The sequence below is a fragment of the Microcoleus sp. F4-D5 genome, from assembly GCF_036704885.1.
In the GTDB taxonomy this organism is placed as follows: domain Bacteria; phylum Cyanobacteriota; class Cyanobacteriia; order Cyanobacteriales; family Microcoleaceae; genus Microcoleus.
The window spans coordinates 19,900-46,065 of the sequence record NZ_JAUBSX010000064.1; the positions used below are offsets into that span (position 1 = coordinate 19,900).

Sequence of the window (26,166 nt, forward strand, 5' to 3'; positions counted from 1 at the left end):
GCGATCGACATTCCTGATTTTATGGACGATAATCAACACAGATAATTAAGCCTATTACTAATTCTTGCACAACCGTTTCAGAAACTTTTTCGATACATCTGACAAATCGCTCAGTAATTACACTCCGAACTTGCAAAACATTGCCTGCTGAGTCTGCGTCTAAACAGTTTTCTTCAGTTGCTGAATGAGAATCATGAAAGGGCGATTTTGAAATTTAGGCTGCCATGTAGCGACAGGAATTATAATCCGCATGGGGATAAAACTAAACATTTCCGAACTAATCACAACCGCAGGACGTGTTTTTTGAATTTCTTGCCCTCGGGTTGGATCGAGTTGTACCAGCCAAACCTCTCCTCGTTTTGGGTTGGCAGTCATACTCAGTCTCCCAGTCTTCGGCATCGAGTACCGAAAACTCGGTTAATTCTGGATATGTCAAAAAATCTTCGGCTGTAGCAGCCATATACGGTGCTAGTATTTTATGGCGTTCTGCGATCGGCAGGCTAGCAATTTGTCTCAGTGATAGCTTGACACTAGGTTCGATTGTTGACGAAATGTTAGACTCAGAACTTTCGCTAGGTAACTGCTTTGTCTGTTCCGCTTTTTGCACGAGGAATTGTGCAAAGTCGAGCACTTCTTGTTGTTTCTCCGTTGGCAACTGTCGCAGATTCTCTAACACGGCTTGCTCAAAATTAATTGTTTCTGACATTTCAATTACTTTCCTTAAGTGTTTCTCGGTTTATTTCTCACGCAGTCAAGTTTTGTAGTTCCATGTTTGCAAATCCCGCCATAATTTTTATCTTTCCCTCTTACTTCACCCATCACACCGCCAAATCTTGATACTCCCACCATTACTGCCACTAACCAGAGTGTTTCCATCCGGGCTAAAACTGACCGAATTAACCTTGGCTGAATGCCCTGTGAGAGTGCGATTTTCCTGTCCGGTTTTCAGATTCCAAAGCTTGATAGTATTGTCATTACTTCCACTTGCAATAATTTGTCCCTCCGGGCTGATGACAAGGGAAAAAACCCCGTGTGAATGCCCTGTTAGAGTGCAAATTTCCTGTGTGGTCTTCAGATTCCAAAGTTTGATAGTCTTGTCTCCACTACCACTAGCAAGAATTTGTCCATCCGGGCTGAAGGCGACAGAATAAACTGACTCTGAATGCCCAGTAAAAGTGCAAATTTCCTGTCTGGTTTTCAGACTCCACAGTTTGATAGTTTTGTCCCAACTGCCACTAGCAATAGTTTCTCCATCCGGGCTGATAGCGACAGACATAACCAGGTTTGAATGTCCAGTGAGAGTGCGGATTTCCTGTTTGGTTTTCAGATTCCACAGTCTGATAGTATGGTCACCACTGCCGCTAACAAGAGTTTCTCCGTCTGGACTAAAAGCAAGAGACCGAATTAAACCTGAGTGACCCTTGAGAGTGCTAATCTCTTGTCCAGTTTCCAGATTCCACAGCTTAATTTGTTTGTCAGAACTTCCACTAGCTAAAATTTTTCCATGAGGGCTAATGGCAACGCAATAAACCGCACCTGAATCCGCAGAAAAAGTACGAATCAGCTCTCCTGTATGGAGATTCCAAAGTTTGCTGCAATTTCCACTGCTGTTACTAGCAAAAGTCTTGCCATCTGGACTAATAACTACGCAATCAACAGATGACATAGCTACGCCATTAAGAGTTTTTACACATTTGAAGGAGTAAGCTTTTCTAATGATTTTTTCTTCTATCTGTTGTTGGCGTTGAGCTTCAGCTTGGGCAGCTTCTTCTATTTGTTGTTGGCGTTGAGCTTCAGCTTGGGCAGATGATTGAGATTGACGTTCCGCTTCTACTTGCTCAATCAGCTTTTTCAACTCCTGTTCGTACAGTTCTCGCTGTCGCCCCTGAATATCCTGAAGAATATCAAAATAAGGTTTCACCCATTCTTCTGCCAACCCATTTTGAGCCAATTCATCCTTTAACTTAAATAATAAAGGTTCATAGCAGGGGTTAATATTGAGATAATACAAATCTGCTAAAAATCCCGCCAGCAATTTGTGAATCGCTACAATCAACTGCCGAATCATGCGGAGGGCTTTTTTCTCACTTACTCCAGATGCTAAAAGTGCATCTTTTCCCTCTTCCCAGTCAAAAACTTTTGTAGAAAACAGGGAGACTTCCTGATTGTTGAGGAATCCCCAAAAGCCGACGCGAAAAGTTACCGCATAGTCGCTGATATCGCTATATAAAATTGTAGTCGGAACCGGAGATAAAATTCGCTGCAAGCGTTCCACATCAATATCACCAATCGACTCAGTGAAATAGTCGCTATAAAACTTAACTGGGCGTAAGACATCCTGTTGAGGATAATGCTGTCTGAGAAAATCTCCCACACTTCTCATCTCAATTGGCAAATCTTCACAGAAGGTTTCCGGGCATCGCTTGCTAATTTTGGGCGGTGACAGTAAGATTAAAAGGCGATGTTGCTGCTCAAGTAAAATCTGCTTAGTTTCCTCTCGATTCAACTTAGAAAACCAAGTATCTTTATCCCAAATTGTTTGAATTTCAGCCAACTTGATCTGAATATCCTTTGCTTGCAATTCCCGCATCAAATCCCGTTGCAAGGCTGCCAGCTTCAGTCTGTCTCGCTGTTCCTGTTCCTGCAACTCAATGCGGCGTGCTGTTTGTGCTACTGTTAGCTTTAACAATTCGTTATCTCTGGCATCTTTCGCTTTCGCGTATTCGATCATTTCCTGGGAATAACGCTGTTTTGCTTGCTCTATCTCAGTCGAATCTGAGAATATCTGATTGGGTTCGGGAATCAGATATTCTACCCACTGTTGAGATTTATTGCTGAGGGTTTCTCCTAGTTTGTGACCGATATTTCTGGCAATAGGTGACAGCACTTCCGAGATTAAGGGAGCGAGAGCGAGTATTGCGTTTGCGAACATAATTGTGGGTGAGAATGCGGTTATTAATAGTGTAGCAACTGGTTGGGATGAAAAAGGCAACTACAAGCGCGTTAATATTGTAATAGGTCTATTATGCAACGCTAACTAACCATCTTTTTGAACTTCTATGCGATAGTTGTAGCCCTGTTCGGTGAGGAAGAGTTGGCGGTGTCGGGCAAAATCTTCCTCGCAAGTTTGTAGCGATACTAATGTATAAAAGCTGGCATTGTGTCCGTCGGCTTTGGGGCGGAGAATTCGTCCGAGGCGCTGCGCTTCTTCTTGGCGAGAACCATACTTTCCCGATACTTGAATTAAAACATCGGCATCGGGTAAATCGACGGCAAAATTGCCCACGCGAGATAGAATTAATCCTGGAATTTCTTTGTGACGGAATGCTTCGTATAGCCGATCGCGCTCTGCCTGTTTTGTCTTCCCCGTAATCAGAGGCAATTCGGTAATTTTGGCGATCGCATCCAACTGTTCGAGATACTCACCAATAATTAAAATACGGTGTCCCGCCTCCTTTTGCAACAAACTTTGCACCACATCCAACTTAGCTGGATTTTCCGCCGCAATCCGAAACTGATTGCGGCGGGGCGCTAGGGCATATTCCATTTTTTGCGCCTCATTTTGGGCGACGCGGATTTCCGTACAATTGGCAGTGGCAATAAATCCCTGTCCTTCCAATTCGCGCCAAGGTACGTCATAGCGCTTGGGCCCAATCAACGTGAATACATCGCCTTCTTTCCCGTCTTCGCGAATCAATGTCGCAGTTAAACCTAACCTGCGTCGTGCTTGTAATTCAGCAGTGATCCGAAATATCGGTGCAGGTAATAGATGGACTTCATCATAAATAATCAATCCCCACGATTCCGCATTAAACAACTCGAAATGCGGGAATTCATCATCTTTATTCGATCGATAACTTAGCATTTGGTAAGTCGATAGGGTGACAGCAGCCGTCTGTTTGGTGACACTGCTGTACTCTGCGATCGCATCCTCAGTTAAACTCGTTTTGTCTAATATTTCCCTGCGCCACTGGTGCACTGAAGTCAAACTGCTGGTGAGGATGAGTGTCTTTTGCTTTACCAAACTCATCGCTAACATCCCGACTATGGTTTTACCAGCCCCGCACGGTAGGACGATCGTCCCGCTTCCACCTTTTACCTCGCCGTCCTGATAGAATGCCTCTGCTGCTTCTTGTTGATAAGCACGCAACTTAAAGGGCAAGTCCGCTAAAGTTCGATCGCGCAAAGAAATCCCTAATTCGGCACCCTCGACATATCCAGCCAAATCTTCTGCCGGATAGCCCACCGCTAGTAAAGCTTGCTTGAGTACGCCGCGATTCCCGGCATCGACTTGAAAGCAAAAATCCGAAATGCGCTTGCCCAACATTGGTTTGACGCGATCGTCCCGTACCAGCAATTCCGCTAGGGGCAAATCGGCAATTCGCAGTTGTAAATCGGGGCGACGCGCATCGATTCTTTCAATTACAGTTAATCCATACCGCGCCCCCAACAGTTCAATTTCCTGCGCTACGGACTCAGGAATGGGATACTTGGCATAGTTTCGCAAAGCGGAGATCGCCTCTTCAACTGGCATTCCCGCCGCCCGCGCATTCCACACGCTGAGGGGCGTGATGCGATAGGTGTGGATGTGTTCGGGACTTTTAATTAATTCGGCAAAAGGGGCGATCGCTTCTCGCGCCTGTTGTGCTGTGGGTGCGTGAACTTCTAGTAAGATCGATCGATCGCTTTGCACGATCAAAGCATTTTCGGGAACATAATTCATAGGTTGTTGCGATCGCAGATAATACCAATTCGGGTTGCACCGAAACGACTGTTGACTGTTGACTGTTGACTGCTGACTGATGACAATCTAAAATCTAAAATCGATTGACTGATGACAATCTAAAATCTAAAATCTAAAATCTAAAATCGATCGATCGATCGTACTATTTATGCCGCTGGGGCAAGACGTAGCCGATCTGCCGCAGGGCGTTGCGAAACTTAGTTTCCTGGAATAATGGAACTGCCAAAGTGCGATCGCCCGCTAGCTGACAGAATTTTTTGGTACGGGAATCATTGGCAATCAACAACGCTAAATGGGCGTTAGTACATTCGATTAACTTGACAGTTCCTGCATCTTGCAAACTATTCGATCGTGCTGTAACATCTGTCAGAAATTGCTGTACGGTTTCGGGTAGCGGTTCGATACTTCTTGTCTGTAAAAGTTCTTTAAATTCTGCTAGCGGGTATCCGGCTTCTATGGCGGTAAATAGCTTTTGTCGGTCGAGTTGCCAGACGACATCTGAAACTTTTTTAGCATAGAGATCGAGGACGATCGCATCTGATGTCGCGATGCCTTCTCCTGCCACAACAATATCTAAATTGGGCAGTACGCGGAGTGTTTGACGGAACTCAATTGCTGGCGGGGTGTAATTGTGAGTCAATCCCAAACAGTAAGCCCCCAAAGCTGTCAGGCGAAAAGACATTAAGCCGTCGTAGCGGCTGAGAAATCTCAAATCGTCCGTTCCCCAAAGATCGTCAAAATCGCTGGGTACGAGGGACGGATCGGCATAGGCAACATCAATTATTCCCAGGGTAGCAACATACTCAAACAACAGGCAGCGCATATATCTTTCTTGCAGGATATGCCAATCGTGACTGCCGGAATATCCTAAGTTACCATACCCAAATTCAGAAATATAGAGATTGTCGGGATCGCGCGTTACTTCAAACCGATTGCCCGTTGCCAATAGATACCTGCTAAATTCGCTAAACATAATCCATTTACCGACAGGACATTCTGCTAAAATTGAGGCGATCGCCTCTCTCCGCCCCGCCACCGCTGTCATGCCGCGCGCGCCCTTGCCGGTTTGTCCTTTAATCGCATCAATGCGGCGAAATTCATCAAAAGAGTTTGTTTTTAACCAGCGCTTCCATGCTGTCTGTAATCCTTTGGCAGGTGATTCTTGCAAAGCTTTCTGTCCCGCTTTGGTCAAAACTAGCTTTTTGCCCGATTGTTCGGCGAATTTGCTCGCTTGGGCGATCGCGGCCCAAGCAAAGGATTTGATGTTACCAACCTCGTAGAATATATCGCCCTTTTCCAAGGTAGCTTGGCGCTGTTCGTCGTTATAAAAATCACCCCCTTGCAATACGGCGGCGATCGCTTTGAGAGTTGCGGCACCGGGTAATGCGGTTTTCTCGCTAACGGCAACTTTGCCCGACTGAATCAGACGCAAAACTGCTTCCAAATCCTTTGGGGCTGCCCGTTCCATTTCAAAAATAGTCAAAGGAAGTTCGTACTCGGATACCTCTCTTTTAGATGTACGAAAGTTATGTTTTTCTACACGAACTATAAAATTATCTGGCAGTACATCGCCAACTACATTTAAGGAATTTCCTTGAGGTTTTGGCACAAACTTCAGCAATTTTTCTTCCAGATCGTAGGGTATCGCAGTGCCGTAGAAGAACAAGCACAGTAGGGATGGTTCTCGGTTGTATCCATAGCGATCGCTTGTTCCCCAGTTTGGTTGTTGTCCGTATTTCGCCATAAATACATCGGCATCATAGCCATCACCTGACCCATGTATAACTTCCGCTACGGCCGCTTTTTGCAAATCGTCTAATTGCGCCCAAACTTGCTTGAGTTTTTCTCCCTGCATTTGCTGTTTAATCCCAGCAACCAGGTCAGCTTTGCGGGTTAATTTACGCTCGCCCGACAACAGTGCATACAGCTTTTTTAAATCTTCAACAACTATTCCTTCGAGTGCCTCTTGGAGGGTAGGAACATCATCTAGGGTTTGGTAACGCGGCATAATTTTTGGCAATTCGCCTGCTGCAAAATTGTTTGTGCTACCAACTATAACAACTTTCCCCGATTTGTAATTTGAATTTTTGTAACAAAATTCAGAAGTCTGGTTTAATATTTATTGTTAAACAGACGCTATTTTTATCTGATAACTTACAAAATTAGACGCTTTAAAAAACTCGGAATTACACCACTACTCTAGAACGTAGAGTGCGTCGCTACCAACAATCTCCAAGCAGCTTCAATATCTCGTGGCGACGCACCATACAATTAGTCGATCGAAAATGACAGAGTGTAACTAGCACTTCCTCGTTCTGTACCTACATTTATTTGATATTTTCCCGTTTTGGAAACGACTCCCGACCAGATTTTTGATTCTTTAATTATCGTTTTTTTGTTAGAGTCTATGACTGTAAATACAGCATTATTTTTAAGTGATTTGACCTGGACTTTGATTCTTTTACCTTTTTTAACTGCGACCAAATAACTATTGAAAGTTCCAGGCGCTACTCTTCCTTTTACTTCCGCCGAATAAACACCTTCTAGGAACTCCGTTTGCTCTTTTTGTACCGCAGCTAAAACAGTAGATTTTTCTGAGATGGTTGGGGTGGTAATTAGGTTAGATAAGGCTTTGACTGAAGCCGGAAAAATCAGCGAGGCACTTAAACAGAACGTCAAAATATTTATCGGATATTTTAAATTATTTGCTGGTTTGTTCATGGGAGTTTAACAGTAAGATTGAAATTTGTTTGCTTGTAAGATTATAGCTAACTGGGGCTGTCTGCGTGCGATCGCCCTTACCGCCAACTTGATTGGAGAGGGAACCCCGAAATGTGAGATAATTTTAGGCGATCGCAACTTACGCATTACTGTACGATCACCAGGGGGCGCGGTACCGCAAAAAGGGAGCATCTCAGTTTTGCAAAAAGCATTTTTTTTTATAGTGCGAGCGTCCCCGCTCGCGTATTCTACAAATCGCGAGCGGGGACGCTCGCACTATAAATGCAAAACAGAGATGCTCCCCAGTAAAAACACCCGCAGCGTGGTGTTACCCAAAAAATTGTACACTTCCTAATTATCACAAACCAGACGATATGACTCAACAGCCAACCATCAGCTACCGCACCGAAAGCGACTCGATGGGAGACAAACAAATCCCATCGAATGTCTATTACGGCATCCAAACTCTAAGGGCTATTGAAAATTTCCCGATCAGCGGCATTAAGCCTTTATCAACTTACGTTGATGCTTGTGTTTTAATTAAAAAAGCAACGGCGATCGCCAATGGCGAACTCGGCTGCATTCCAGAAGACATCAGTCAAGCAATTGTGCAAGCAGCAGATGAAATCCTAGCGGGCAAATTGCGCGACCAATTTGTAGTTGATGTCTACCAAGCCGGGGCTGGAACTTCTCACCACATGAATGTTAATGAAGTTCTTTCAAATCGCGCTTTGGAAATTATGGGCGAGGAAAAAGGCAACTACAAGCGCGTCAGTCCCAACGATCATGTAAACTACGGTCAATCGACCAATGATGTGATTCCGACTGCGATTCGGATCGGCGGATTGTTGGCGTTAGAAAAGACTCTTTTTCCGGCTTTGTCGGATGCCCTAGTCGCCCTAGAAAACAAAGCAGAAGAATTCAAAGATATTGTTAAATCCGGCCGCACTCACATGCAAGATGCTGTGCCCGTTCGACTCGGCGAAACCTTCGGCGCTTGGGCGCAAATTCTCAGAGAACATCGCATTCGCATTGAAATTGCATCGGGGGATTTGACATCCTTGGGATTGGGCGGCAGTGCGGTGGGGACTGGCTTAAATACTCACCCAGAATACTGTCAAAAAGTGGCTGAAATTCTCTCAGAATTAACCGATCAACCCCTGAAACCAGCAAGGCATTTAATGGCGGCTATGCAGAGTATGGCGCCGTTTGTAAATGTGTCCGGTGCACTGCGAAATCTCGCTCAAGATTGCGTTAAAATCTCCCATGACTTGCGTTTGATGGACTCCGGGCCGAAAACGGGTTTGAAAGAAATTCAACTGCCTCCCGTGCAACCGGGTTCGTCAATTATGCCGGGAAAATACAACCCTGTGATGGCAGAAATGACATCGATGGTGTGTTTTCAAGTTATGGGTTACGATAGCGCGATCGCCCTGGCAGCCCAAGCGGGACAATTAGAATTGAACGTGATGATGCCCCTGATTGCCTACAATCTGATTCACAGCATCGAAATTTTGGGCAATACCATCAGCGCGCTGACTGCACAATGCCTCGCCAAAATTGAAGCTAAGGGCGATCGGTGTCTCGCTTACGCTGAAGGCAGTCTCGCCCTCGTTACCGCCCTCAACACTCACATCGGCTATCTCAACGCTGCCGCCGTCGCCAAAGAATCCCTAGAAACTGGCAAATCTTTGCGGCAAATTGTGCTAGAAAGGGGTTTAATGAGTGCAGAAGACTTGGCAAAAGTTCTAGATTTAGAGAAAATGAGTGCGATGCCGGCATCTTCTGCTAACGTTTAGAAGATCGAAGGTATCAGGTAGAAACTAGAATGCTGAACTCGATATAATTCAGGCTTCAGCATTCTGATTTCTGTCTAAGCGCTGTCACAGGTTAAAGTTAAAAAATTCAGAATTCAAGTTTTTTACATTTAATTCTGGATTTTTTTTATAGTCTAAAGTTTGGGAGCAAAATTTATGCGCGCAGGTTCTTTTGGCAAATTAACTCACGATAAAGAGAACACGACTCAAGTGACATTTCATTATGTGGAAGGTCACGCAGAAACCTTTACTCTTCCGATTCCTGCACAAGAATTCCAAGAGGAAGTGCTGAATTTGTTAAATCAACCTTGGTTGACTTTTCATTTAGCCGATCAAACCGTTTTTATTTGCACTGCCCGGGTGGTAAAAATAGAAGTGAAACCTGCTATTACGGAACTTCAAGGTCAAGGAATATTCTCTAACTCGCTGCGAGTCAGTACCATGCAGCGGGCTGCTGTTGGTAGATTGCCGATGGATACTTAAGACCAATTTGTATTGAGATTATTCTGGTAAGGTGCGCGCAGATCGCCCTGCTTAAGGTGTTCCGTGCGTGCGTTACATTGAAATCATTCCCGATCGATCGCCAATTACAAATTAATTCATAATTATGTCTGCTGTTAGTTTAATTCGTGCCAATTCATACGATCGCCAAATCTTGCAAGCATCTTTAGAAAGTTTGCTGGCACCCTGGGGCGGAATCTCGGCTTTTGTCAAATCGGGCGATCGGGTTTTACTCAAACCCAATCTCCTGACAGGTTCTCGCCCTACTAAAGAATGCGTCACCCGCCCAGAATTGGTTTACTGCGTGGCTAAAATGGTCGTGGAAGCGGGAGGAAAACCATTTTTAGGTGATAGTCCAGCTTTTGGTAGCGCAATGGGTGTAGCCAAAGCCAACGGTTATTTGCCGCTGTTGCAAGAACTGAATTTGCCAGTAGTTGAGTTTCAAGGAAAACGCTACAAAACTGTCAGCGAAGATTTCAATCATCTGCGAATTTGCAAAGAAGCAATGGAAGCAGATGTCGTGATTAATTTGCCCAAACTCAAATCTCACGTTCAATTAACCGTGACAATGGGCGTGAAAAATTTGTTCGGCTGCGTCCCCGGCAAAATGAAGGCTTGGTGGCACATGGAAGCGGGCAAAGATAGCGCCAGATTCGGTCAAATGCTGGTAGAAACCGCCCGGGCAATTAACCCAAATTTGACGATTTTGGATGGAATTATCGGTCACGAAGGTAACGGGCCAAGCGGCGGCGAACCTAAGTTTTTGGGAATTTTGGGCGCGTCTGATGATGTGTTTGCTTTGGACAGAACTTTAGTTGAAATTATTAATGCCGATCCGGCAGCGGTTCCGACTCTAGCTGCGGCGGTGAGATTGGGACTTTGCTCGAATTTAGAGGCGATCGATTTTCCGCTTTTGCACCCGGAAGACGTGAAAATTTTAGATTGGAAGTTGCCGGCAAATATGATGCCGATCGACTTTGGTATGCCTCGGGTGATTAAGTCTAGTTTCAGGCATTTTTATATCCGCTTTATCAAAGAACGGGTCGGGGCTTACGCCGATCGATAGGAGGCCTTCGCGACAGATACATAAAAATGAGCCATTGTCAACCACCTCGTGTGAGGAAGATTAAACAAAAGTTTGGCTTCCTCACTTAACTGGGAGGTAAATTTTTATGTCAAGGAACTGTACCGGGCGCAAAATTTGTGGCTACTGATAGATGAAATCGTAAATTTTATACTTCGCTGTCGCCAAAGATTTCAGCAATATTATTTAGCTACAAAGGCAAGAAAGTTTTTATTTGTCTCGATCTCAGCCTACATCGCTACCCAGTTTTATAACTTAATTTATACTTAAATTATTGCTTAATTCCTCAATATAGGAAAAATTACTCACAGCCCGATCGCGGAATGTATAGTTTTTTATCAAACGTGACAAAGCAAGTTAAATGAGTTAGTTTAATTTCGATGTAAGCTGAAAACCACGCCGCAGCAATCGCGTTTCCGAAACCTAATAATTTTGGGGCAGTCATCGGCTGTGTTTCGGATTCCGCAACGGTCGCTGGCAGATACTTTCTTTGCGGATTTGAAATCTAAGATTAGTGGTTATTAGTACGTCAAGTACCTAAATAATGAAAACTAAAATGCCAAGTCAAAATTGCTTAAGTCCTACCGTCGTCTGTCCTATATCGGGACAGACTATGAAACCGTGGCTATTGATACCGGGTGATTGGCGCAGACCTGGAAACAAAGAATCATTTCAATTGTACTGGTGCGAAAAGTCACAACTTGGATGCATTCATCCTTTACCCGAACTCAAAAAAATCGCCAGCTTCTACGAAATTGACGAGTATTATACTCATCATGCAGACTCTACAGATTCCGACTCTTCATCTTCTATTTCCTTATTCGATAAATTGCGCACGCATCTAGCTTGGCGTTTCGATCGCGGAGTAGATGTCACAAGTCAATGGTGGAAGCAACAGTTTGGGACTGCTTCGTACTCGATCTTAGAAATCGGTTGCGCCAACGGCGAACTGATGGCAGAACTGCAAGCAGATGGTCACAAAGTCTGGGGCGTAGAACCCGATCGACAAGCTTTGGTTTTGGCCCAGCAGCGAGATCTTGATGTATTTTATGGTACTGCTGAATCTTTGCCCCCGGAAGTCAAGTCTAGACAGTACGACATGATTGTGATGAACCACGTACTCGAACATACCAGAGATCCTTTACTGGCACTGCAAAATGCCATGAATTTGCTCGTAGATGGCGGCAAATTGGTGATGGAAGTACCAAATAACTCTTGTATTGGACTGAAGTCATCAGGGGTTGCATGGATGCATCTGGATGTACCGAGGCATTTGTATTTCTTCACACCGCAGAGCTTTCGCGCTATCTGTGAAAAAGTGGGATTTGAGATAATCTCTACCGAGTTTAATGGCTACTATCGCCAATTTACCAACAGTTGGATCGATGAAGAAAGAAACATTTTTAATCTGTTCAATTCAATGGAATTTCATCGGACGGTAAAGCCCAAAGAAAACAGTAAAGTCCAAGCTTGGAACCTACTTCTGAAAACTATTTTTGCGGCTGATGAAAACAAGTACGATTCGATCCGGGTTGTGGCCAAAAAGCCATAGCAAGAGCGAGGTAAGGGCAATAAATTTTTGGTTTTATATCAAGTTTGGTTACACAGTCACAATACTTTTGCCCTCCCCTGCGATAATTCCCAATGCCAGGAGTGCGATCGGACAAAATGCGACATTGACCCAGCACTCAACCTGACTCGATCGAGACTGACCCACAAACTGTATATGTAGGGTGCGCAGTGCGCACCTTACCCCATAAAGAAATCTAAAAATTGCTTTCTGGCGTAAATCCTCTTGAAGATGCGATCGCAGTTGCACCTCAAAATAATTAGTTACGATCTCTACTTTTTGCTTTTTTACTTTTTAGTTGTGAACACCATAATTCACAAATAACTTTTAAATTTCAACCATACAATACTTCTTCCACAGGGGGCGTGGCGTCTGTGGGGTCGAAATGTTTAATTTTCAAAGCTTGCAGCAAAAACAGCCAGATATAAAGCGGATTCAAAAAAACATAGCGCTGCCAAAGGCGCTTTGGTTCCTTAATCATGCGAAACAGCCATTCCAAACCTATCTTAGATAAAAACTCAGGAGCTTTAGCCAAATTACCCGCATGAAAATCGTAAGCAGCACCTACAGCAATCAGCGGCATTGATAAGTCGTCCCGGTATTCGTAGGCCCAGACTTCTTGTCGCGGACACCCCAAACCGACAAAAGTAATTGCTGCACCGCTGTTGCGGATTTGCTGCGCAATTTCTTGTTTCTCTTGAACCGAAACGTGCCTAAATTTAGAAGGCTGAGTTCCAGCAATAATTAACTTGGGAAAACGCTGGCAGAGATTGCGAGATAAAGCCTCCAGTACAGAAGCTTTAGATCCGTACAAATAGATAGGTAATCCTTCTTCTGCGGCACGTTCGCAGATATGTAACATCGCATTCGGTCCGCAAACTCGATCGGGCAATCCCGTATTGTAGAGCAAATTTAACGCCCACCTCACCGGCTGTCCGTCTGGCAATACTAAGTCAATGTGATTGATCCGATAGCGATGAGTCCTGTCAAGAACCCCAGTCATCACTCCGTGAACCGCTAAAGCCGAAACAGACATAGGTTCTCGGGCGCTGGCTGCTGCAATAATTTTGCTCACAGCGGCTTCATAATTAACCGCATTTACTAATATGCCCAGTACATTCTTTTTCCCTTTATCAATCATGGAAGACCTCTTTAAGCCAACACTCGCCGTTACACTCATAAATATCCTGTATGATTTTTTTAACTTTGTATTCCATTGTTTACAAAATTAGCACCCTGTTCTTTTTTTAAACTCAATCCTTCGACCCCTCTTTCAGCCAACGCTCGCGGTTACATTCATAAATCTCCTGTAGGATTTGTTTGACGTTATATTTCATTTTCCAGTCAGGATAGTGACTGGAAAATTTTGAATTGTCGCTAATCCACCAAATGTGATCGCCAATGCGATTTCCTTCAGCATAAGTCCAATTAAATTTGCGTTCCGCAATTGCCTCGCACATCTGGATAGCTTCTAACATCGAACAATTGCTGTACCTGCCTCCTCCTGTATTGTAAACTTGGGCGCTTCTGGGAGCTTTATAAAATTCATAAAATGCCGAAATTAAATCCGCGCTGTGAATGTTATCGCGAACTTGCTTGCCTTTGTAGCCAAACACGGTGTAAGGAGTTCCCGTGACGGCGCACTTCATTAAGTAGGCGAGGAAGCCGTGCAATTGAGCTCCCGAGTGATTTGGTCCGGTCAAGCAGCCGCCGCGAAAACAAGCGGTGTTCATATTAAAATATCGACCGTATTCTTGAACTAAAACGTCAGCAGCTACCTTAGAAGCACCAAACAAACTGTGCAGGCACTGATCGATCGACATATCTTCCCGAATGCCGCTTTCGTAAGTGTGACCCGCTTCAATTTCCCACCTGTGTTCTAATTCAATTAAAGGCAATTTGTTGGGCGTATCGCCGTATACTTTATTCGTAGAAGTGAAAATGAAAACTGCTTTGGGACAGTACAAGCGAGTTACTTCTAGAAGATTGAGAGTGCCGTTGGCATTGACGGTAAAGTCTATTTTCGGAGCACGGCAAGCCCAATCATGGCTGGGTTGTGCTGCTGTGTGAATGACTAACTCGATCGACTCGCCGTACCGCTGAAAGATATTGGTAATCGCTTCGTAGTCGCGAATGTCCACATCTAAGTGATAATACTTGGTTCCCAAGGACTTTTCTAACTGTTGGCGGTTCCAGTTTGTAGAACCGTCAGCACCAAAAAAGAACTGGCGCATATTATTGTCGATACCAACTATCTCGAAACCTTGTTTGGCAAAGAACTTACACGCCTCAGAGCCAATTAAACCCGCCGATCCAGTAATGATTGCAACGCTCACGTTTTACCGCCTAAAAAATATAGTTTTCTTTGTTTTGTGCGATCGAACAAATGGGAAGTTATAGTGATTTTCCCTTACATACATCTTCGCACAATTGGGCAAAGAATTTACCTTTGATATTCCAATCATAGATTTCCCTGACGTGATTTCGACCTGCTTCACCCAAGCGCGATCGCAACTCGGCATCGCCTGCTAAATGAGCGATCGCCTCAGCTAAACCCTGCACTGCCTGTTCTGGATTGTAAGCAGGTACTTTTACCCCCGTTTGTGCCGTCACTTGAGTAGCAGGCCCTCCCAGATCCAAGCAGATGATGGGACGCCCCGCCGCCATCCCCTCCAGACACGTCCACCCCCCTGAATCGTGCAAGCTAGGGTGAATCAGTACGTGAGACTCCCCTAACTTGTCCAAACTTTCCTCGCGCGGCAGCTTCCCCCACAACTTAACTTGAGAAGCAATGCCCAATTCTTGCGCTAAAGACTGAAGGCGATCGCGTTCCGGGCCGTCCCCCAGCAGCCAATATTCGGCATTCGGCAACTTAGCTCGGGCAAAGGCGCGTACAGCCAGGTGATAGCCTTTCCAGTGCAGCAACCGCCCCATACTGATGAACCTGATCGGCGAATCCCCTGGCATTTTGCACTCTCCCAGCCGCTCTATCTCTGCCTTTGACAGACCGGCTTCTGAAAGCACCTGCACCTTTTTAGCCCCCATCGCCCGCACCCGCTTTGCCGTGTCCTCCGTTGTCGCCAAAGCTAAGACGCTTCTTTGAGCCGTCATCCTGGCAAAGGGATCTCTCTCACCGAGGCGCTGCCCCCAGTCTCGCGCGGTTTCGTAAAGTTTTGCCTTGGAACTAAAATCTTCCCAAAAAGGTTTAGGGGCTGCTTCCCCGCCCCCCACAGGCCCCCAAATAAAAGGAACAGGCAGCAGCGAGATGAAGCTCGGCGACCAAAATTTAACGTAGGTGACGTGGCGGGCGATGTCGAAATTAATTTTGCGGTGGAGGTCGCGCGCCTCTAAATAAGCCAAAATTTGCCACAGGTAATAGTGCAATTGCAGCCCTCCCTGTCTGCCTTTAAAGTTTTCGCTCCAGCCGAAAGGCTCAATGTAGACGAAGTGCAGGTTAGGGTTCGGGCTCGCCGCGAGGAAGGCTTCAATAGCGTTACGGTAAAAGGTGCGAGTTATTACCCATACATCTTGATGTTTGGCGGCTTCTACCACCGCATTCCAGCCCACTCCTTCCTCAGATCCTTGTCCGGGTTCGCAGGCAAACGCAGATAAAAGAATTTTCATCGGCAATTGTTAGTGGTTAGTGGTTAGTTGTTAGGGGTGAGTTTTTAATTTGTTGTTAGTGGTTAGTTTTTGTTGGTTACTTAAAAACGCTATTTTTTTCTACTACCCACAACAGTTTAACCGCTAACCATTAAAAATGATGTTACTTCGACATAAGCTTGGGCGGCTGTTTCGGGAGTTTTTTGAGCAATTAGTTCGCGCGATCGCTCTCCCATCGACTCAATCAAATCTGGATTGTCCAGAAAACGCCGCATCGCCGAGGCCAAACCTTGAGAATCTCTAGGATCGAAAATGTAACCATTCTCCCCTTCAGCAATCAATTCGCAGGAAGCTGCACCATTTGAGCAGAGTACGGGTTTGCCAAAAACCATCGCCTCCGGTACCACCATTCCCCAGACATCCTCAAAAGTAGGGAATACAAAAACATCAGCTTGCTGAAAGTAAGCACCCAAACTTCCATATTCCACCCATCCGGCCCAAGTTACCTGCTCTTCAAAATTGCGATCTTTAATAAAAGCTTCCAGTTCCTCCCGCTGATCTCCCTTGCCAACAATCAACAGCGAATAATCAGCATAACCTTGACTTTTAAGAATAGCGCAAGCTTCTAAAAGCGTCTTAATTCCCTTTCTAGCTGTCACCCGCCCTACATACAGAAAAATTGGGCGTTTTAACTGTAAATTTGGCGGTTTAGTTCGATCCAACCGTTTCATTAAAGCTCCCGCATCCGGGACTAGATAGGTTCTAGTAAAAATTTTTTCCTCCGGTACGTTAAGCGCTTCTATCAGATATTGTTTGCCAGCATTACTGTTAGAAACAAAAGCATCAGCAAACCGCACCAGTATGCGGCGAACAAATGTCCGAAAACTGGAATCTCTAAAGTCTGTATTCGGGGAACTGCCATCATAAATAATCGCAATTTTCCATCCCATCAGTGGTTTTAACAAAGCCACAATTACAGTCCACAAAGAGAAAGCTTGCGGCAATACGACATGAGGTCGAAATTCAAGCAGATACCCAATAATGGCTGGTGAGACTACAATAAATCCGCGATCGTAGCCTGTATTTATCTTTGTCGTTTCGACAAAACTCGTCTTTCCTACTAGCTGAATTACCGACGATCCAGGCATTGCCGGATCGAATCCCGGCCAGACACCGCCAGTGTAAAACACTGTGTTTTTAAACACTTTCGTAAATTCTCTCAAAACAGGCTGCCAGTAGGCTCCCAGACCCACTTCCGGGACAAGCCAAGCGATGCGGAGTTCATCCATGCGGTTCACCTTTAGTTGTAGCGACGACAAGAAAGCCGGCGGTATCGCCAAAAACCTTCCCCATTCCCTGCGCTTGCAAAAATACTATCAGCCGCGATAGCCTACAAATCCTCGGCGGAGCGAGATCAAAATCAACCTCAAATAAGGTAACAGCCAATATATCGGCCACAAGATATTCGTGTGCCGCTGTACCAGCACTTTCGACTCTTTTGGCCCAAAACCCTTGGGTTGCAGTACCTTTTTAAATCGATCGGGCAAACTCATGTTCGGGTCTTCCCAGCAGTTACCCTCAGGCGGGTTGGTCGAGCAGGTGCCCACGTATCCAGGAACCACCCAAACTGTACAATTTTGTTGTACCGCTCGCAAACCGTAGTCAATATCTCCCATGCTGTGGATGAATGCGGGGTCTAGGTTTCCCACTACTTCAACTACTGCTCGCGGTATCAAAACGCAGTTACCGTTCATAGTATGGCAAGGCTGAGCTTCCTCGCTCGGTTGCACCAGGCGAAAGTGCAAAGGATGCCACCAGCTAGTCCGCAACCAGCCTCCATAAGTCAGCGCCCCAGTTTCCGAGTCGCGAGTAGAACCCACTGCAATAGCTCGCGTGTTGCCTTGCTCAGCTAAGCAGCGGGACGTTGCCAGCATTGTGTTCAAGGCTTCCGGTTCCAGTACAGTGTCATCGTTGAGCCAGACGTAGTAGTCATAATTTTGCTTTATGGCTTCAGCAAATCCTTGCCGCATTCCTCCATTCCAAAACAGGTTCCCATCTCCGCGCAGCAATTTAACTTGGGGATAAGTCTCTTGCACAGTTTCGGCCGTACCGTCAGTGCTGGCGTCGTCCACTAAGTACGCCACCAGCAAGACATCTGCAGGCAGTACCTGATTGAATAGCGCCGCGAGACTAGCTAAGGTCTTTTGCTTGCGGTTATGGCAAGTTATGATTGTTGCTATAGTGCTGTGTGGTTTCATCAATCTATAATAGTTTCATTCAATATTGTAGTCTGGAAAAAAACATGAGGCAATTACTCAAAAAAATAGCGTATAAAATACTTAAGCCTTTGGGATTCGATCTCCCGCGTCAAGGCATGAGAACATCTATGTACGGCGTACTCGATCAGTTTATCAAGTTGGGTTTTCAACCAGAAACCGTTATAGATGTCGGGGTTGCCTACGGAACTTTTGAATTGTACGAAAAATTTCCCCAAACCAATTTTTTGCTGGTAGAGCCTTTAATCGAATACGAGAAAAATTTAAAAGAAATTTGTCAAAAATACAATGCTCAGTATATCATGGCTGGTGCCGGCGCTCAAGCTGGAAGTATTACGATTAACGTTCACCGTCAACTTTACGGCTCTTCTACTCTCAAAGAGTCAGAAGGTAGTGTTGCCGACGGTGTTCCCAGGGAAATTCCTCTGGTTGTCCTTGATGATTTGTGCCGGGAAAGAAACTTAAAAGGGCCTTATTTATTGAAGGTAGACGTGCAGGGCGCTGAGCTTAATGTTTTAGACGGCTCTCGCCAGGTGCTGGAGGATACAGAAATAATCATTCTGGAAGTATCCCTGTTTGAATTCTTTGTCGGCGGACCACAATTATACGATATCGTCAGTTATATGAAAGAGCGCGGATTCGTCACCTACGATATTTTTGGGGGTTACATCCGTCCCCTCGACGGAGCTTTAGCTCAAGTAGACATGGTGTTTGTTAAAGAAAACGGACAATTTAGAAAGTCTAATTTTTTTGCTACGCCACAGCAGCGGAAACAGTTGGTTTAAGGGGCGGTGGTGTTTGAAGCCGTGGCGAGTTCTGAAAAAAGAGACAAATAGCGATTTGCTTGTATGTCTGAGGTAAATTCTTGTTCTACTTTTTGACGGGCCCGGGCGCAGAGTTTTTGGTGCCGCTCCGGATCTTCTAGTACCCATGCAATACCTCTTGCTAAGTCTTCTGTTTCATAAGGTTTCGCTAAGTAGCCATTTGAGCAGTGTTCGATCATATCCGGCAGTCCCCCGATATTGAATGCGACGCTGGGGATGGCGCAAGCTCCAGCTTCCATCACCGTGTTTGGCAAATTATCGTAAACAGAAGGGGCGACGAAGACATCTGCTGCTGCATAAACTGTTGCTAAGGAGATATCATCTGCTAGATTACCCAAATAGTGAGCTTTAAAACCCAGTTCAACTGCATTTTCAGGTTGAGAAGAACCAAAAACCAGCAGCTCTATCCGATCTTTCCAGCCCGACTTGCTGAGGCTTTGCAAAGCCGATACTAGCAAATTAAACCCTTTCCAGCGATCGCCCGTTCCGCTTGCACCTCCAAAGAGTACAATTTGTTTATCTTGAGGTAAATTCACGATTTCTCGCGCCCAGTGACGATTTATGGGTTTGTACTTTTGAGTATTGATGCCATTAGGAATTACCTCAACTCGAAAATCTTTTAATAAAGAACTAGAACTAGCGCATTTAGCCAACCAAGCACTAGGGCTAACCAGAGTTAGGTCAATATTTTTCCAAGCTTTAGCTTTCCGCTGCCACACCCACCGCGACAGATCCGAATCTTTGCTGCTGTGCAGTTGCGGGCAGCTACCGCAAGATTTAGTGTAGCGATCGCACTCTTCGCTATAGTGGCATCCACCTGTAAAAGGCCACATATCGTGGAGCGTCCAGACTAGGGGTTTATTAAACTTCGGAACACTTTCTACTTGCATGTAACCCCCACAAACCCAGTGCAGGTTAATAATATCTGGTTGAATTTTGGCAACTTTAGCAGCCAGGGAGTCCGGCAGCCATTCTGGAGAAAATATAGCGGGATTTCTTTCAGGATAAAGTCGCAATGGCGAGTTTGATATAGTTGAAATAATCTTATCAAACTTATTCGCAATGCCATTCTGTGACAAGATGACATTCGGAGCGCCGCTTTTCTTATTTTTCACCAGCATTTGCGAAGACACGCCAATTCCCTGCAAACCTTGGTGCAGTCGATAAGCGGCGCGGGCTGCACCGCCTTCGCTATCAGAAGTATTAATAAGTACAACCTTCATCTACCCTGCCTATCATCTAGAGTTATCTCGGATTTTACTTGTTTTTTTTCAACAGTTTATGGATTTTTTTTTGCACTTTCTTCAGCAGGGGCGGATCGTAATCATACAAAGTATTTTGAGTAAAATTATCTGCTTGCGCATCCCTAATTACAAAAGGCGGGTGTTTCAGCGGAAATGTTAGAGCTTCTGCTGGCATATTATTGTAGGGACTGCTGGCATCCCCCGTGTGGGTTCCTCCCGCACCGTGTCCGATGTTAGAAGCTAAATTGACATTCGCCAGAATATTCATACCATTTTGAATAAAGCTAGCAAAGGCCCACTGGAAATCCCAAGTATCTATTTTTCCCTCATAACAAAGCTGAAAAGTCTTTGTCCAAACTTTTACAGCTTGCGGATCTCCGAGTACATCAGCCAAAAAATTACCATCGCGAATTTCCGGCCACAGCTTCATTTCTAAATCGTAGTGCTGCCAAGCTCGCCTCCAACTCGCCCAACTCCAGCAGTGATTGTAGCGAGAAAAGTAGTAGCTGTAATCAGTTCTTTTGCGGCCGAACTGAACATTTTGACCCGAGATTGACATGATGCGCCGATCGTCTCGGTAGCGATCGAGCAATTCCTCAGCGAAACGGAAAAATGTAGGATGAGGCAGACAGTCATCCTCAATAATAATTGCCTCTTCAACCGTATCAAACACCCAATCTATACCGCTAGAAACCCGCCGCCGACAGCCCAGGTTTACGTCAGCGTAATTTTTCAAAACTTCGCAGTCCCAATCTACTCGGTCAATAATCGCACGAGTCCGATCGCAATCTTGGTCTTCCCCCGGTCTATCTGCACGGGGCCCGTCAGCAACTACTAATAGTTTCTGCGGCTTTACTTTGCGAATTTCTGCAAACACCCTTTCTGTTTCTTGGGGGCGTTTAAAAATAATAAATGCAACAGGGGTTTTCAATTGCAAATCGGGCATTTAACGACTCTACTATATTGATAATTGTATGCAAGTCTCGCTTCGTACAAAAACAATTGCAAGTATTTACCCTACTTCCAGCATAGACTCAAAAAAGATTAACCAGGTCGCAAATCTCGCCAGGAAGTAGATTCTAAGTCTACCAGTCTCATTTCACCAGCAGTACCCGCAAAGTGCAGGAAAAAAGTATTGATTAGAGCCGTTGTTGCACAATCGCTAGCCCGCCTGTCCACCAACCGCCCCGGTATTCCTTTTGATAAAAGTTTGCCTTTTACCCGGTTAAATAAACTTGGTTTTGTGTGCGGTTTGGGCAGCAAAAATGGGTAATACAAAGCTTTGTGAACGTTCCAGACAGTGCTAAAGCGCGGATCGATCCATTGAACGCAATCGGCTTTTAACAGTTCATAAGAAAGCCAAGGCATTTCACCGAACCCTGTTTCCTCGCATTCATAATACACTTTTTCTAAAATCGATCGGTGGTGAGACGGTGACAGTACCATAATACCATCTTGGACAATCCGATCGAATTCGGCAGGAATACCGTACTTAGCATAAGTACCCCGCTCGTTTTTTTCGTCCGCAATTCCCCAAGTTTCAAACAATCGGTCTCTAGCTTCAGCAGATAACTGCTCGTTAGGTGTTGCCCATTCTGGGGCCGCACCTACTTTATCAACAGCCACACCTTCCACAATACAAGGAGCATTTGCCGAATTGATCAAAACGTCTGCATCTACCCAGACTACTCTATCATATTTATTGACAGATTCCTCGCCCAGAATTAAACATTTTTGCCAGCAGGGCGATCGCTTTTGTGCCCGTGCTGAATCATCTAAAGGCTTTTCAATACAAATAAGATCGTATCCGTGCCTATCTGCATACTTTTGCCAGTTTGCTTGGCACAAATTTTTCCAGTTTTCCAAAAATTTCTGACCAATTGCCAGCGTTACTATGGCTTTAGAGTTCGTCATATTTTCCTGCTATCCTCCATCCTTTCAATTAACAACATCAGCAGTCATGTAGGATTTAAACTCATCAAGAGTCAGAACCATTACAGCCGCTATGAATGCCAGTGTATCAGTTGGCGTCTGATAGGGCAAAAATCTATAGCGAAAAGCAGCCATTTTCTGATTGCTCTCTTGGTAAATAATGTCTTGTGCAAAGTTGCCCCACCGTTCATCTATTAAATCGATGGTCATGCCAGCATGACCAGAAGGAAGCAGCATATTAGAGCCGTGCAAGCCTATTACTAAACGGCTATCAGCATAAACTTGGCAGATGTCCTGCTCGATTTTTTCATTAAACATATCTACCCTGTAATCTTCAATCCATTCTGGAAAATCAGTCTTTGTGCCTAAACCTGCTACTGCAAATTTTGCAACAGGTAAGTGCGATCGAATTCCCTCAAATAACCGCCGCACCTTCCAATTTTGAACTGCCAGCCCAATTGAAAGCAGATTCAGCTTTCTCAGAATTCGGAACAGCAAACTGTTGATAAAAAGGCGGTCTTCCCGCCAAATAAAGGTAATATTCACATCTTCTTTGTCGTCGAAGCTGTGCTTGGGAACTCTAGTAAACCGCGTTATGTCAAACTGACTCGGATGAGAATAGGCTTCGCTTACATAAATTTGCTCGAAGCGTTTCGTTTGTTCGTCAACAAACTTGGCGAAATCAAGATAGTAATCGCGGCCATTTTTTAAAGAAATAGGTACTGTCCAGACTTCAGCCACTCCATCTGGAACCATCCACCTTAAAAACTTAGGCACTATCACAATTAACCCGCATTCTGGGTTGCACTCCAAGTGTCTTTGTGCATTCAGCAACTTTAATAACGAGTGACCGTAAAGATAGTCAATACAGTTTAAAATTATGACCCGCTGGCACGGCTTGAAAATTTCTTTGGTGATTTCAAGTTTCTCGCTTCGAGGATTTTGGAGTGAATTTAGTAACGGTTTTCCCAACCATTCCGCAACGTAACTGTTGCCCGAAAAAACCTCTCCTTTTGCCAAATCAACTTGAAGGGATGTGTGAGATCCATGACCGACTCTCAATAAATCGATTATTTCACTACCAGAGTCCGACTTAAGTTCAACACAAATGTGCATACCCTGCCACAAAATTTTTGCGGGCTGTAAAGCCGTCCCAGATGTGGGGCAATTAGATTTATGCTGAATTTGGGGTTTAATTTCAATCATTTTAGTAATCCTATTAACCGGGAAGCAGCCTTGTACAAGTTAAGAGAGCGCCAAATTAATTTACCAAAAGGGCGCAATTCCTTAATTAGGAAATTGACTAAAATAATCACGTAAAAATAAGTAATTAGAGTAGCCGCCGTAGCACCAAAAGCTCCATACTTAGGAATGAGCCAAAAGTTTAACGCTATATTGAAAATCGAGCCGATTACAGTCAAGTAAAGACTGTAGCGCAACTGACCCTCGATCGTAAAATAGGTGTTCCGCGCTACTCCAAAGTTACTGCCAAATTGCGCCCAAACATAGATAGAGAGTACCGCTGCAGACTTAGCATAATTTTCACCGTAAAGCACGTGCACTATCCACGGAGAAAGTAATGAAATAGGGATTGCCACTCCCAACCATAAAATCATCATCGTATCACAATAAATTTGAAATTTATTTAGATATTCTGCATAATTTCTCTCTCTCAAATTCGCTAATTTGGGAAAAATAGAGGAAGATATGATCATCGGGAAGAAATCGCTGATTTCCGATATTTTAACAGCCGCCGCATAATATCCCAGTTCAGCATTTTTATTCATCGCACCCAGCATGAGCTGATCGGTTTTTGAATACAAATAAACTGCCAATCCCGACAAAATTATCGGCCAACTCTCGCGCAGCAGTTGCTTGCCCCGGGCCCAACTGAATTGCCAATCCTGAATTTTATTTCCTGTAAGGCGATAAAAATATACATAAGCTATTCCTACGATCGCCACCTCTGCCAATCTCATCCAGGCGAAGGCAAGCAGCGGCGCCTTAATCAGCACCAATCCAATTCTGACTCCGGCAACCAAAAAACATACCGAATTCTTCGCCAGGACTGTATATTTTGACTGGACTTGGGACTCGAACCAAAAATTGATCGCCTCAAAAGCCTGAAAGATAGTTCCGGCGGCGATGATGCCCACCAGCCAGCGAGTCAGGCTGTCGTCAGGTTTGGATAGCGAAATCACCGCGACAGTTAACAACAGAGTGATGCAGCCGCCAGTAAATTGCAGCCCGAAGGCAGTCCCCAGCGTTTCGTTTTTGCATTCAGGATTGCGGGCGATATCGCGGATGATGATGCTGCCCAATCCCATTGTCGCTACCGAACTAAAGACGGACACAAAGGCGATCGCGTAGTTCAGCAAGCCAAATTGAACGGGCCCCAGATAGCGGGCTACCCAAAGGCCTACCACCAAACCCAGACCCATTTGCAAAATTTGGTCAGTGAACAACCACGCCAGATTCACGAGTACCTGACGGAGACCTGGCCCGAGTTTTTGACTGGCCGCAGTTAGCTTTTCTAACATCAGAAAGTTTTGAGTCCTTATAATAAATAAATATGTTTTTTTAGCCATCAAGAAGGAATTAACAACCAGGCTTCTTATGATAGACTATCATAAATTTTACCCGAAATTAAACATTTCTTGAAAAACTTCTCGCTGTTCTGGTTGAGAATTTTTTCATTGCTTTGAGTACCTTGCCACCATCAAGACAATCCGAGCGGTAAGAGAAGTTTTCTTTAATTTCAATCATCCGGCGAGCGCTCCGATCGGCACAGAAGCTGCTTTGGATAAATTCAACGAACCCCAAATTAAACTTCCGAAACGTTTTAATTTTTTTATGTAATAATTTTCATAAAAAATTTACATAAAAATAAGTAATTAAACTTGTCACTGTTGCTCCCAAGGCTCCGTGTTGAGGCATCAGCAGACAGTTCAATACTATATTAAAAATTGAGCCGACTACAGTCAAGTAAAAATTCTATCCCAGTTGACCTTCGAGAGAAAAATAGGTATTTCTAGCTATCCCGAAGTTGCGGGAAAATTGAGCCCAGACGTAGATTGATAGCACCCCGGCTGAAGCTGCATATGACTCGCCGTAAACAGTCTGGACTCTGAAAGGAGCTAGCAGAGAAATTGGTACTGCCACTCTCAACCACCAAAATAACATAGTATCCGAGTAAATCTGAAACTTTTTTAGATATTCGGCGTAGTTTCTGGCTTTTAACTGTGCCAGTTTGGGCTAAATAGAAGAAGCAATAATCAGTGGCAAAACATCGCAAATTTCCGACAGTTTAACTGCAACTGTGTAATATCCCGACTCAGTTTTATCTACAAAACCGAGCATAATCAGATCGATTTTTGAATAGATGAAAATCGCCCAGCTAGACACCACGAGTTGCCCGCTTTCCTGAAGCAGTTTTTTGCCTCGCTGCCAACTGACTCGCCACAACTTCAAATTATTGCCCTTGTTTTGATAGACAAGTGCGATCGCCAATCCCACCAAAGCCACGTCTGCCAAAGTCACCCCAGCAAAAGCAATCACCGATGCTTGGACAAGAATCAATCCGATGCGGATTCCTGCAACCAGTAAAGATACGGAGTTTTTAGCAACAGCGATATACTTAGATTGAACTTGGGACTGAAACCAAAAGTTTATTGTTTCAAAGGGTTGAAACATAGTTCCGGCTGCGACGATCTCCACCAACCAGAGAGTTAAACTATCCTTAGGATACAGTAGCAAAACCGCTGTCACCGCCAGCAGTAATACCATTTTTCTAAAGTTATGCTAGAGTTACCTGAAAAGTAAAGGAGAATATTAAAATGTCTGGGCGTCC

General features: G+C 44.7%; 23 protein-coding genes. 5 read left to right on the top strand and 18 right to left on the bottom strand.

The genetic code is table 11. The features are described from left to right. Positions 1-159 precede the first annotated feature (159 nt). From QUA80_RS33950 to QUA80_RS24500, 6 genes are all read right to left on the bottom strand, one after another. Positions 160-375, bottom strand: a complete 216-nt coding sequence (locus QUA80_RS33950; RefSeq protein WP_445302291.1) for a type II toxin-antitoxin system PemK/MazF family toxin — start codon at positions 373-375, stop codon at positions 160-162. Then, on the bottom strand, positions 278-706 hold the full coding sequence (locus tag QUA80_RS24480) for a DUF2281 domain-containing protein (protein WP_333427609.1): 429 nt from the start codon (positions 704-706) through the stop codon (positions 278-280). The genes QUA80_RS33950 and QUA80_RS24480 overlap by 98 nt, the downstream gene beginning before the upstream one ends. 105 nt (positions 707-811) lie before the next feature. Then, positions 812-2,932: a WD40 repeat domain-containing protein gene (locus QUA80_RS24485; protein ID WP_333427610.1), complete on the bottom strand. Its 2,121-nt coding sequence runs from the start codon at positions 2,930-2,932 to the stop codon at positions 812-814. A 105-nt stretch (positions 2,933-3,037) separates the two neighbouring features. Next, positions 3,038-4,723, bottom strand: a complete 1,686-nt coding sequence (locus QUA80_RS24490; RefSeq protein WP_333427611.1) for a DNA repair helicase XPB — start codon at positions 4,721-4,723, stop codon at positions 3,038-3,040. A gap of 163 nt (positions 4,724-4,886) precedes the next feature. Continuing rightward, a complete protein-coding gene (locus QUA80_RS24495; protein WP_333427612.1) occupies positions 4,887-6,752 on the bottom strand; it encodes a hypothetical protein in 1,866 nt (621 codons plus the stop codon). A gap of 263 nt (positions 6,753-7,015) precedes the next feature. Beyond that, the gene (locus QUA80_RS24500) at positions 7,016-7,465 is read right to left on the bottom strand and encodes a hypothetical protein (RefSeq protein WP_333427613.1); all 450 of its coding nucleotides are present in this window, start codon (positions 7,463-7,465) and stop codon (positions 7,016-7,018) included. A 374-nt stretch (positions 7,466-7,839) separates the two neighbouring features. Here QUA80_RS24500 and QUA80_RS24505 point away from each other — a divergent pair, with 374 nt between their 5' ends. The 3 genes from QUA80_RS24505 to QUA80_RS24515 all read left to right on the top strand — a co-directional run bounded on the left by QUA80_RS24505 (position 7,840) and on the right by QUA80_RS24515 (position 10,849). Further along, on the top strand, positions 7,840-9,264 hold the full coding sequence (locus QUA80_RS24505) for an aspartate ammonia-lyase (RefSeq protein ID WP_333427614.1): 1,425 nt from the start codon (positions 7,840-7,842) through the stop codon (positions 9,262-9,264). A 174-nt stretch (positions 9,265-9,438) separates the two neighbouring features. Next, the gene (locus QUA80_RS24510; RefSeq protein ID WP_333427615.1) at positions 9,439-9,765 is read left to right on the top strand and encodes a hypothetical protein; all 327 of its coding nucleotides are present in this window, start codon (positions 9,439-9,441) and stop codon (positions 9,763-9,765) included. Positions 9,766-9,889: 124 nt separating this feature from the next. Next, the gene (locus QUA80_RS24515) at positions 9,890-10,849 is read left to right on the top strand and encodes a DUF362 domain-containing protein (protein WP_333427616.1); all 960 of its coding nucleotides are present in this window, start codon (positions 9,890-9,892) and stop codon (positions 10,847-10,849) included. 319 nt (positions 10,850-11,168) lie between these two features. Here QUA80_RS24515 and QUA80_RS24520 read toward each other — a convergent pair whose 3' ends face one another. Next, positions 11,169-11,312, bottom strand: a complete 144-nt coding sequence (locus QUA80_RS24520) for a hypothetical protein (RefSeq protein WP_333427617.1) — start codon at positions 11,310-11,312, stop codon at positions 11,169-11,171. Between the two features lie 168 nt (positions 11,313-11,480). On the opposite strand from QUA80_RS24520, the gene QUA80_RS24525 reads away from it, so the two are divergent. After that, on the top strand, positions 11,481-12,419 hold the full coding sequence (locus QUA80_RS24525) for a class I SAM-dependent methyltransferase (RefSeq protein ID WP_333427618.1): 939 nt from the start codon (positions 11,481-11,483) through the stop codon (positions 12,417-12,419). Positions 12,420-12,771: 352 nt separating this feature from the next. Here the strand turns inward: QUA80_RS24525 and QUA80_RS24530 are convergent, their stop codons facing one another. The 5 genes from QUA80_RS24530 to QUA80_RS24550 form a co-directional block, all read right to left on the bottom strand. Then, a complete protein-coding gene (locus QUA80_RS24530; protein ID WP_333427619.1) occupies positions 12,772-13,617 on the bottom strand; it encodes a WecB/TagA/CpsF family glycosyltransferase in 846 nt (281 codons plus the stop codon). A 73-nt stretch (positions 13,618-13,690) separates the two neighbouring features. After that, complete coding sequence (locus tag QUA80_RS24535) at positions 13,691-14,773, bottom strand: NAD-dependent epimerase/dehydratase family protein (protein WP_333427620.1); 1,083 nt, start codon at positions 14,771-14,773, stop codon at positions 13,691-13,693. A 58-nt stretch (positions 14,774-14,831) separates the two neighbouring features. Beyond that, a complete protein-coding gene (locus QUA80_RS24540) occupies positions 14,832-16,061 on the bottom strand; it encodes a glycosyltransferase (RefSeq protein WP_333427621.1) in 1,230 nt (409 codons plus the stop codon). A gap of 116 nt (positions 16,062-16,177) precedes the next feature. Next, a complete protein-coding gene (locus tag QUA80_RS24545; protein WP_333427622.1) occupies positions 16,178-17,329 on the bottom strand; it encodes a glycosyltransferase family 4 protein in 1,152 nt (383 codons plus the stop codon). A gap of 87 nt (positions 17,330-17,416) precedes the next feature. Next, on the bottom strand, positions 17,417-18,298 hold the full coding sequence (locus QUA80_RS24550) for a glycosyltransferase family 2 protein (RefSeq protein WP_333427623.1): 882 nt from the start codon (positions 18,296-18,298) through the stop codon (positions 17,417-17,419). 44 nt (positions 18,299-18,342) lie between these two features. Between QUA80_RS24550 and QUA80_RS24555 the strand changes: the two genes are divergently transcribed. Beyond that, positions 18,343-19,101, top strand: a complete 759-nt coding sequence (locus QUA80_RS24555) for an FkbM family methyltransferase (RefSeq protein ID WP_333427624.1) — start codon at positions 18,343-18,345, stop codon at positions 19,099-19,101. Here the strand turns inward: QUA80_RS24555 and QUA80_RS24560 are convergent. The 6 genes from QUA80_RS24560 to QUA80_RS24585 all read right to left on the bottom strand — a co-directional run bounded on the left by QUA80_RS24560 (position 19,098) and on the right by QUA80_RS24585 (position 26,102). Then, positions 19,098-20,363, bottom strand: a complete 1,266-nt coding sequence (locus QUA80_RS24560) for a glycosyltransferase family 4 protein (protein ID WP_333427625.1) — start codon at positions 20,361-20,363, stop codon at positions 19,098-19,100. The genes QUA80_RS24555 and QUA80_RS24560 overlap by 4 nt on opposite strands. Positions 20,364-20,397: 34 nt before the next feature. Further along, on the bottom strand, positions 20,398-21,330 hold the full coding sequence (locus QUA80_RS24565; RefSeq protein WP_333427626.1) for a glycosyltransferase family 2 protein: 933 nt from the start codon (positions 21,328-21,330) through the stop codon (positions 20,398-20,400). Positions 21,331-21,428: 98 nt separating this feature from the next. Next, entirely contained in the window at positions 21,429-22,298 is an 870-nt protein-coding gene (locus tag QUA80_RS24570) for a hypothetical protein (protein ID WP_333427627.1), read from the bottom strand. 24 nt (positions 22,299-22,322) lie between these two features. Further along, on the bottom strand, positions 22,323-23,522 hold the full coding sequence (locus tag QUA80_RS24575) for a hypothetical protein (protein ID WP_333427628.1): 1,200 nt from the start codon (positions 23,520-23,522) through the stop codon (positions 22,323-22,325). Next, positions 23,519-24,856, bottom strand: a complete 1,338-nt coding sequence (locus QUA80_RS24580) for a flippase (RefSeq protein WP_333427629.1) — start codon at positions 24,854-24,856, stop codon at positions 23,519-23,521. Before QUA80_RS24580 ends, QUA80_RS24575 begins: the two co-directional genes overlap by 4 nt. A gap of 715 nt (positions 24,857-25,571) precedes the next feature. After that, complete coding sequence (locus QUA80_RS24585; RefSeq protein ID WP_333427630.1) at positions 25,572-26,102, bottom strand: oligosaccharide flippase family protein; 531 nt, start codon at positions 26,100-26,102, stop codon at positions 25,572-25,574. Positions 26,103-26,166 lie beyond the last annotated feature (64 nt).

Excerpts from the sequence above, each read along its gene's own strand:
- QUA80_RS33950 (WP_445302291.1), bottom strand. The coding sequence starts at position 375 with ATGACTGCCAACCCAAAACGAGGAGAGGTTTGGCTGGTACAACTCGAT.
- QUA80_RS24480 (WP_333427609.1), bottom strand. The coding sequence starts at position 706 with ATGTCAGAAACAATTAATTTTGAGCAAGCCGTGTTAGAGAATCTGCGA.
- QUA80_RS24485 (WP_333427610.1), bottom strand. The coding sequence starts at position 2,932 with ATGTTCGCAAACGCAATACTCGCTCTCGCTCCCTTAATCTCGGAAGTG.
- QUA80_RS24490 (WP_333427611.1), bottom strand. The coding sequence starts at position 4,723 with ATGAATTATGTTCCCGAAAATGCTTTGATCGTGCAAAGCGATCGATCG.
- QUA80_RS24495 (WP_333427612.1), bottom strand. The coding sequence starts at position 6,752 with ATGCCGCGTTACCAAACCCTAGATGATGTTCCTACCCTCCAAGAGGCA.
- QUA80_RS24500 (WP_333427613.1), bottom strand. The coding sequence starts at position 7,465 with ATGAACAAACCAGCAAATAATTTAAAATATCCGATAAATATTTTGACG.
- QUA80_RS24505 (WP_333427614.1), top strand. The coding sequence starts at position 7,840 with ATGACTCAACAGCCAACCATCAGCTACCGCACCGAAAGCGACTCGATG.
- QUA80_RS24510 (WP_333427615.1), top strand. The coding sequence starts at position 9,439 with ATGCGCGCAGGTTCTTTTGGCAAATTAACTCACGATAAAGAGAACACG.
- QUA80_RS24515 (WP_333427616.1), top strand. The coding sequence starts at position 9,890 with ATGTCTGCTGTTAGTTTAATTCGTGCCAATTCATACGATCGCCAAATC.
- QUA80_RS24520 (WP_333427617.1), bottom strand. The coding sequence starts at position 11,312 with ATGACTGCCCCAAAATTATTAGGTTTCGGAAACGCGATTGCTGCGGCG.
- QUA80_RS24525 (WP_333427618.1), top strand. The coding sequence starts at position 11,481 with ATGAAACCGTGGCTATTGATACCGGGTGATTGGCGCAGACCTGGAAAC.
- QUA80_RS24530 (WP_333427619.1), bottom strand. The coding sequence starts at position 13,617 with ATGAGTGTAACGGCGAGTGTTGGCTTAAAGAGGTCTTCCATGATTGAT.
- QUA80_RS24540 (WP_333427621.1), bottom strand. The coding sequence starts at position 16,061 with ATGAAAATTCTTTTATCTGCGTTTGCCTGCGAACCCGGACAAGGATCT.
- QUA80_RS24545 (WP_333427622.1), bottom strand. The coding sequence starts at position 17,329 with ATGGATGAACTCCGCATCGCTTGGCTTGTCCCGGAAGTGGGTCTGGGA.
- QUA80_RS24550 (WP_333427623.1), bottom strand. The coding sequence starts at position 18,298 with ATGAAACCACACAGCACTATAGCAACAATCATAACTTGCCATAACCGC.
- QUA80_RS24555 (WP_333427624.1), top strand. The coding sequence starts at position 18,343 with ATGAGGCAATTACTCAAAAAAATAGCGTATAAAATACTTAAGCCTTTG.
- QUA80_RS24560 (WP_333427625.1), bottom strand. The coding sequence starts at position 20,363 with ATGAAGGTTGTACTTATTAATACTTCTGATAGCGAAGGCGGTGCAGCC.
- QUA80_RS24565 (WP_333427626.1), bottom strand. The coding sequence starts at position 21,330 with ATGCCCGATTTGCAATTGAAAACCCCTGTTGCATTTATTATTTTTAAA.
- QUA80_RS24570 (WP_333427627.1), bottom strand. The coding sequence starts at position 22,298 with ATGACGAACTCTAAAGCCATAGTAACGCTGGCAATTGGTCAGAAATTT.
- QUA80_RS24575 (WP_333427628.1), bottom strand. The coding sequence starts at position 23,522 with ATGATTGAAATTAAACCCCAAATTCAGCATAAATCTAATTGCCCCACA.
- QUA80_RS24580 (WP_333427629.1), bottom strand. The coding sequence starts at position 24,856 with ATGTTAGAAAAGCTAACTGCGGCCAGTCAAAAACTCGGGCCAGGTCTC.
- QUA80_RS24585 (WP_333427630.1), bottom strand. The coding sequence starts at position 26,102 with ATGGTATTACTGCTGGCGGTGACAGCGGTTTTGCTACTGTATCCTAAG.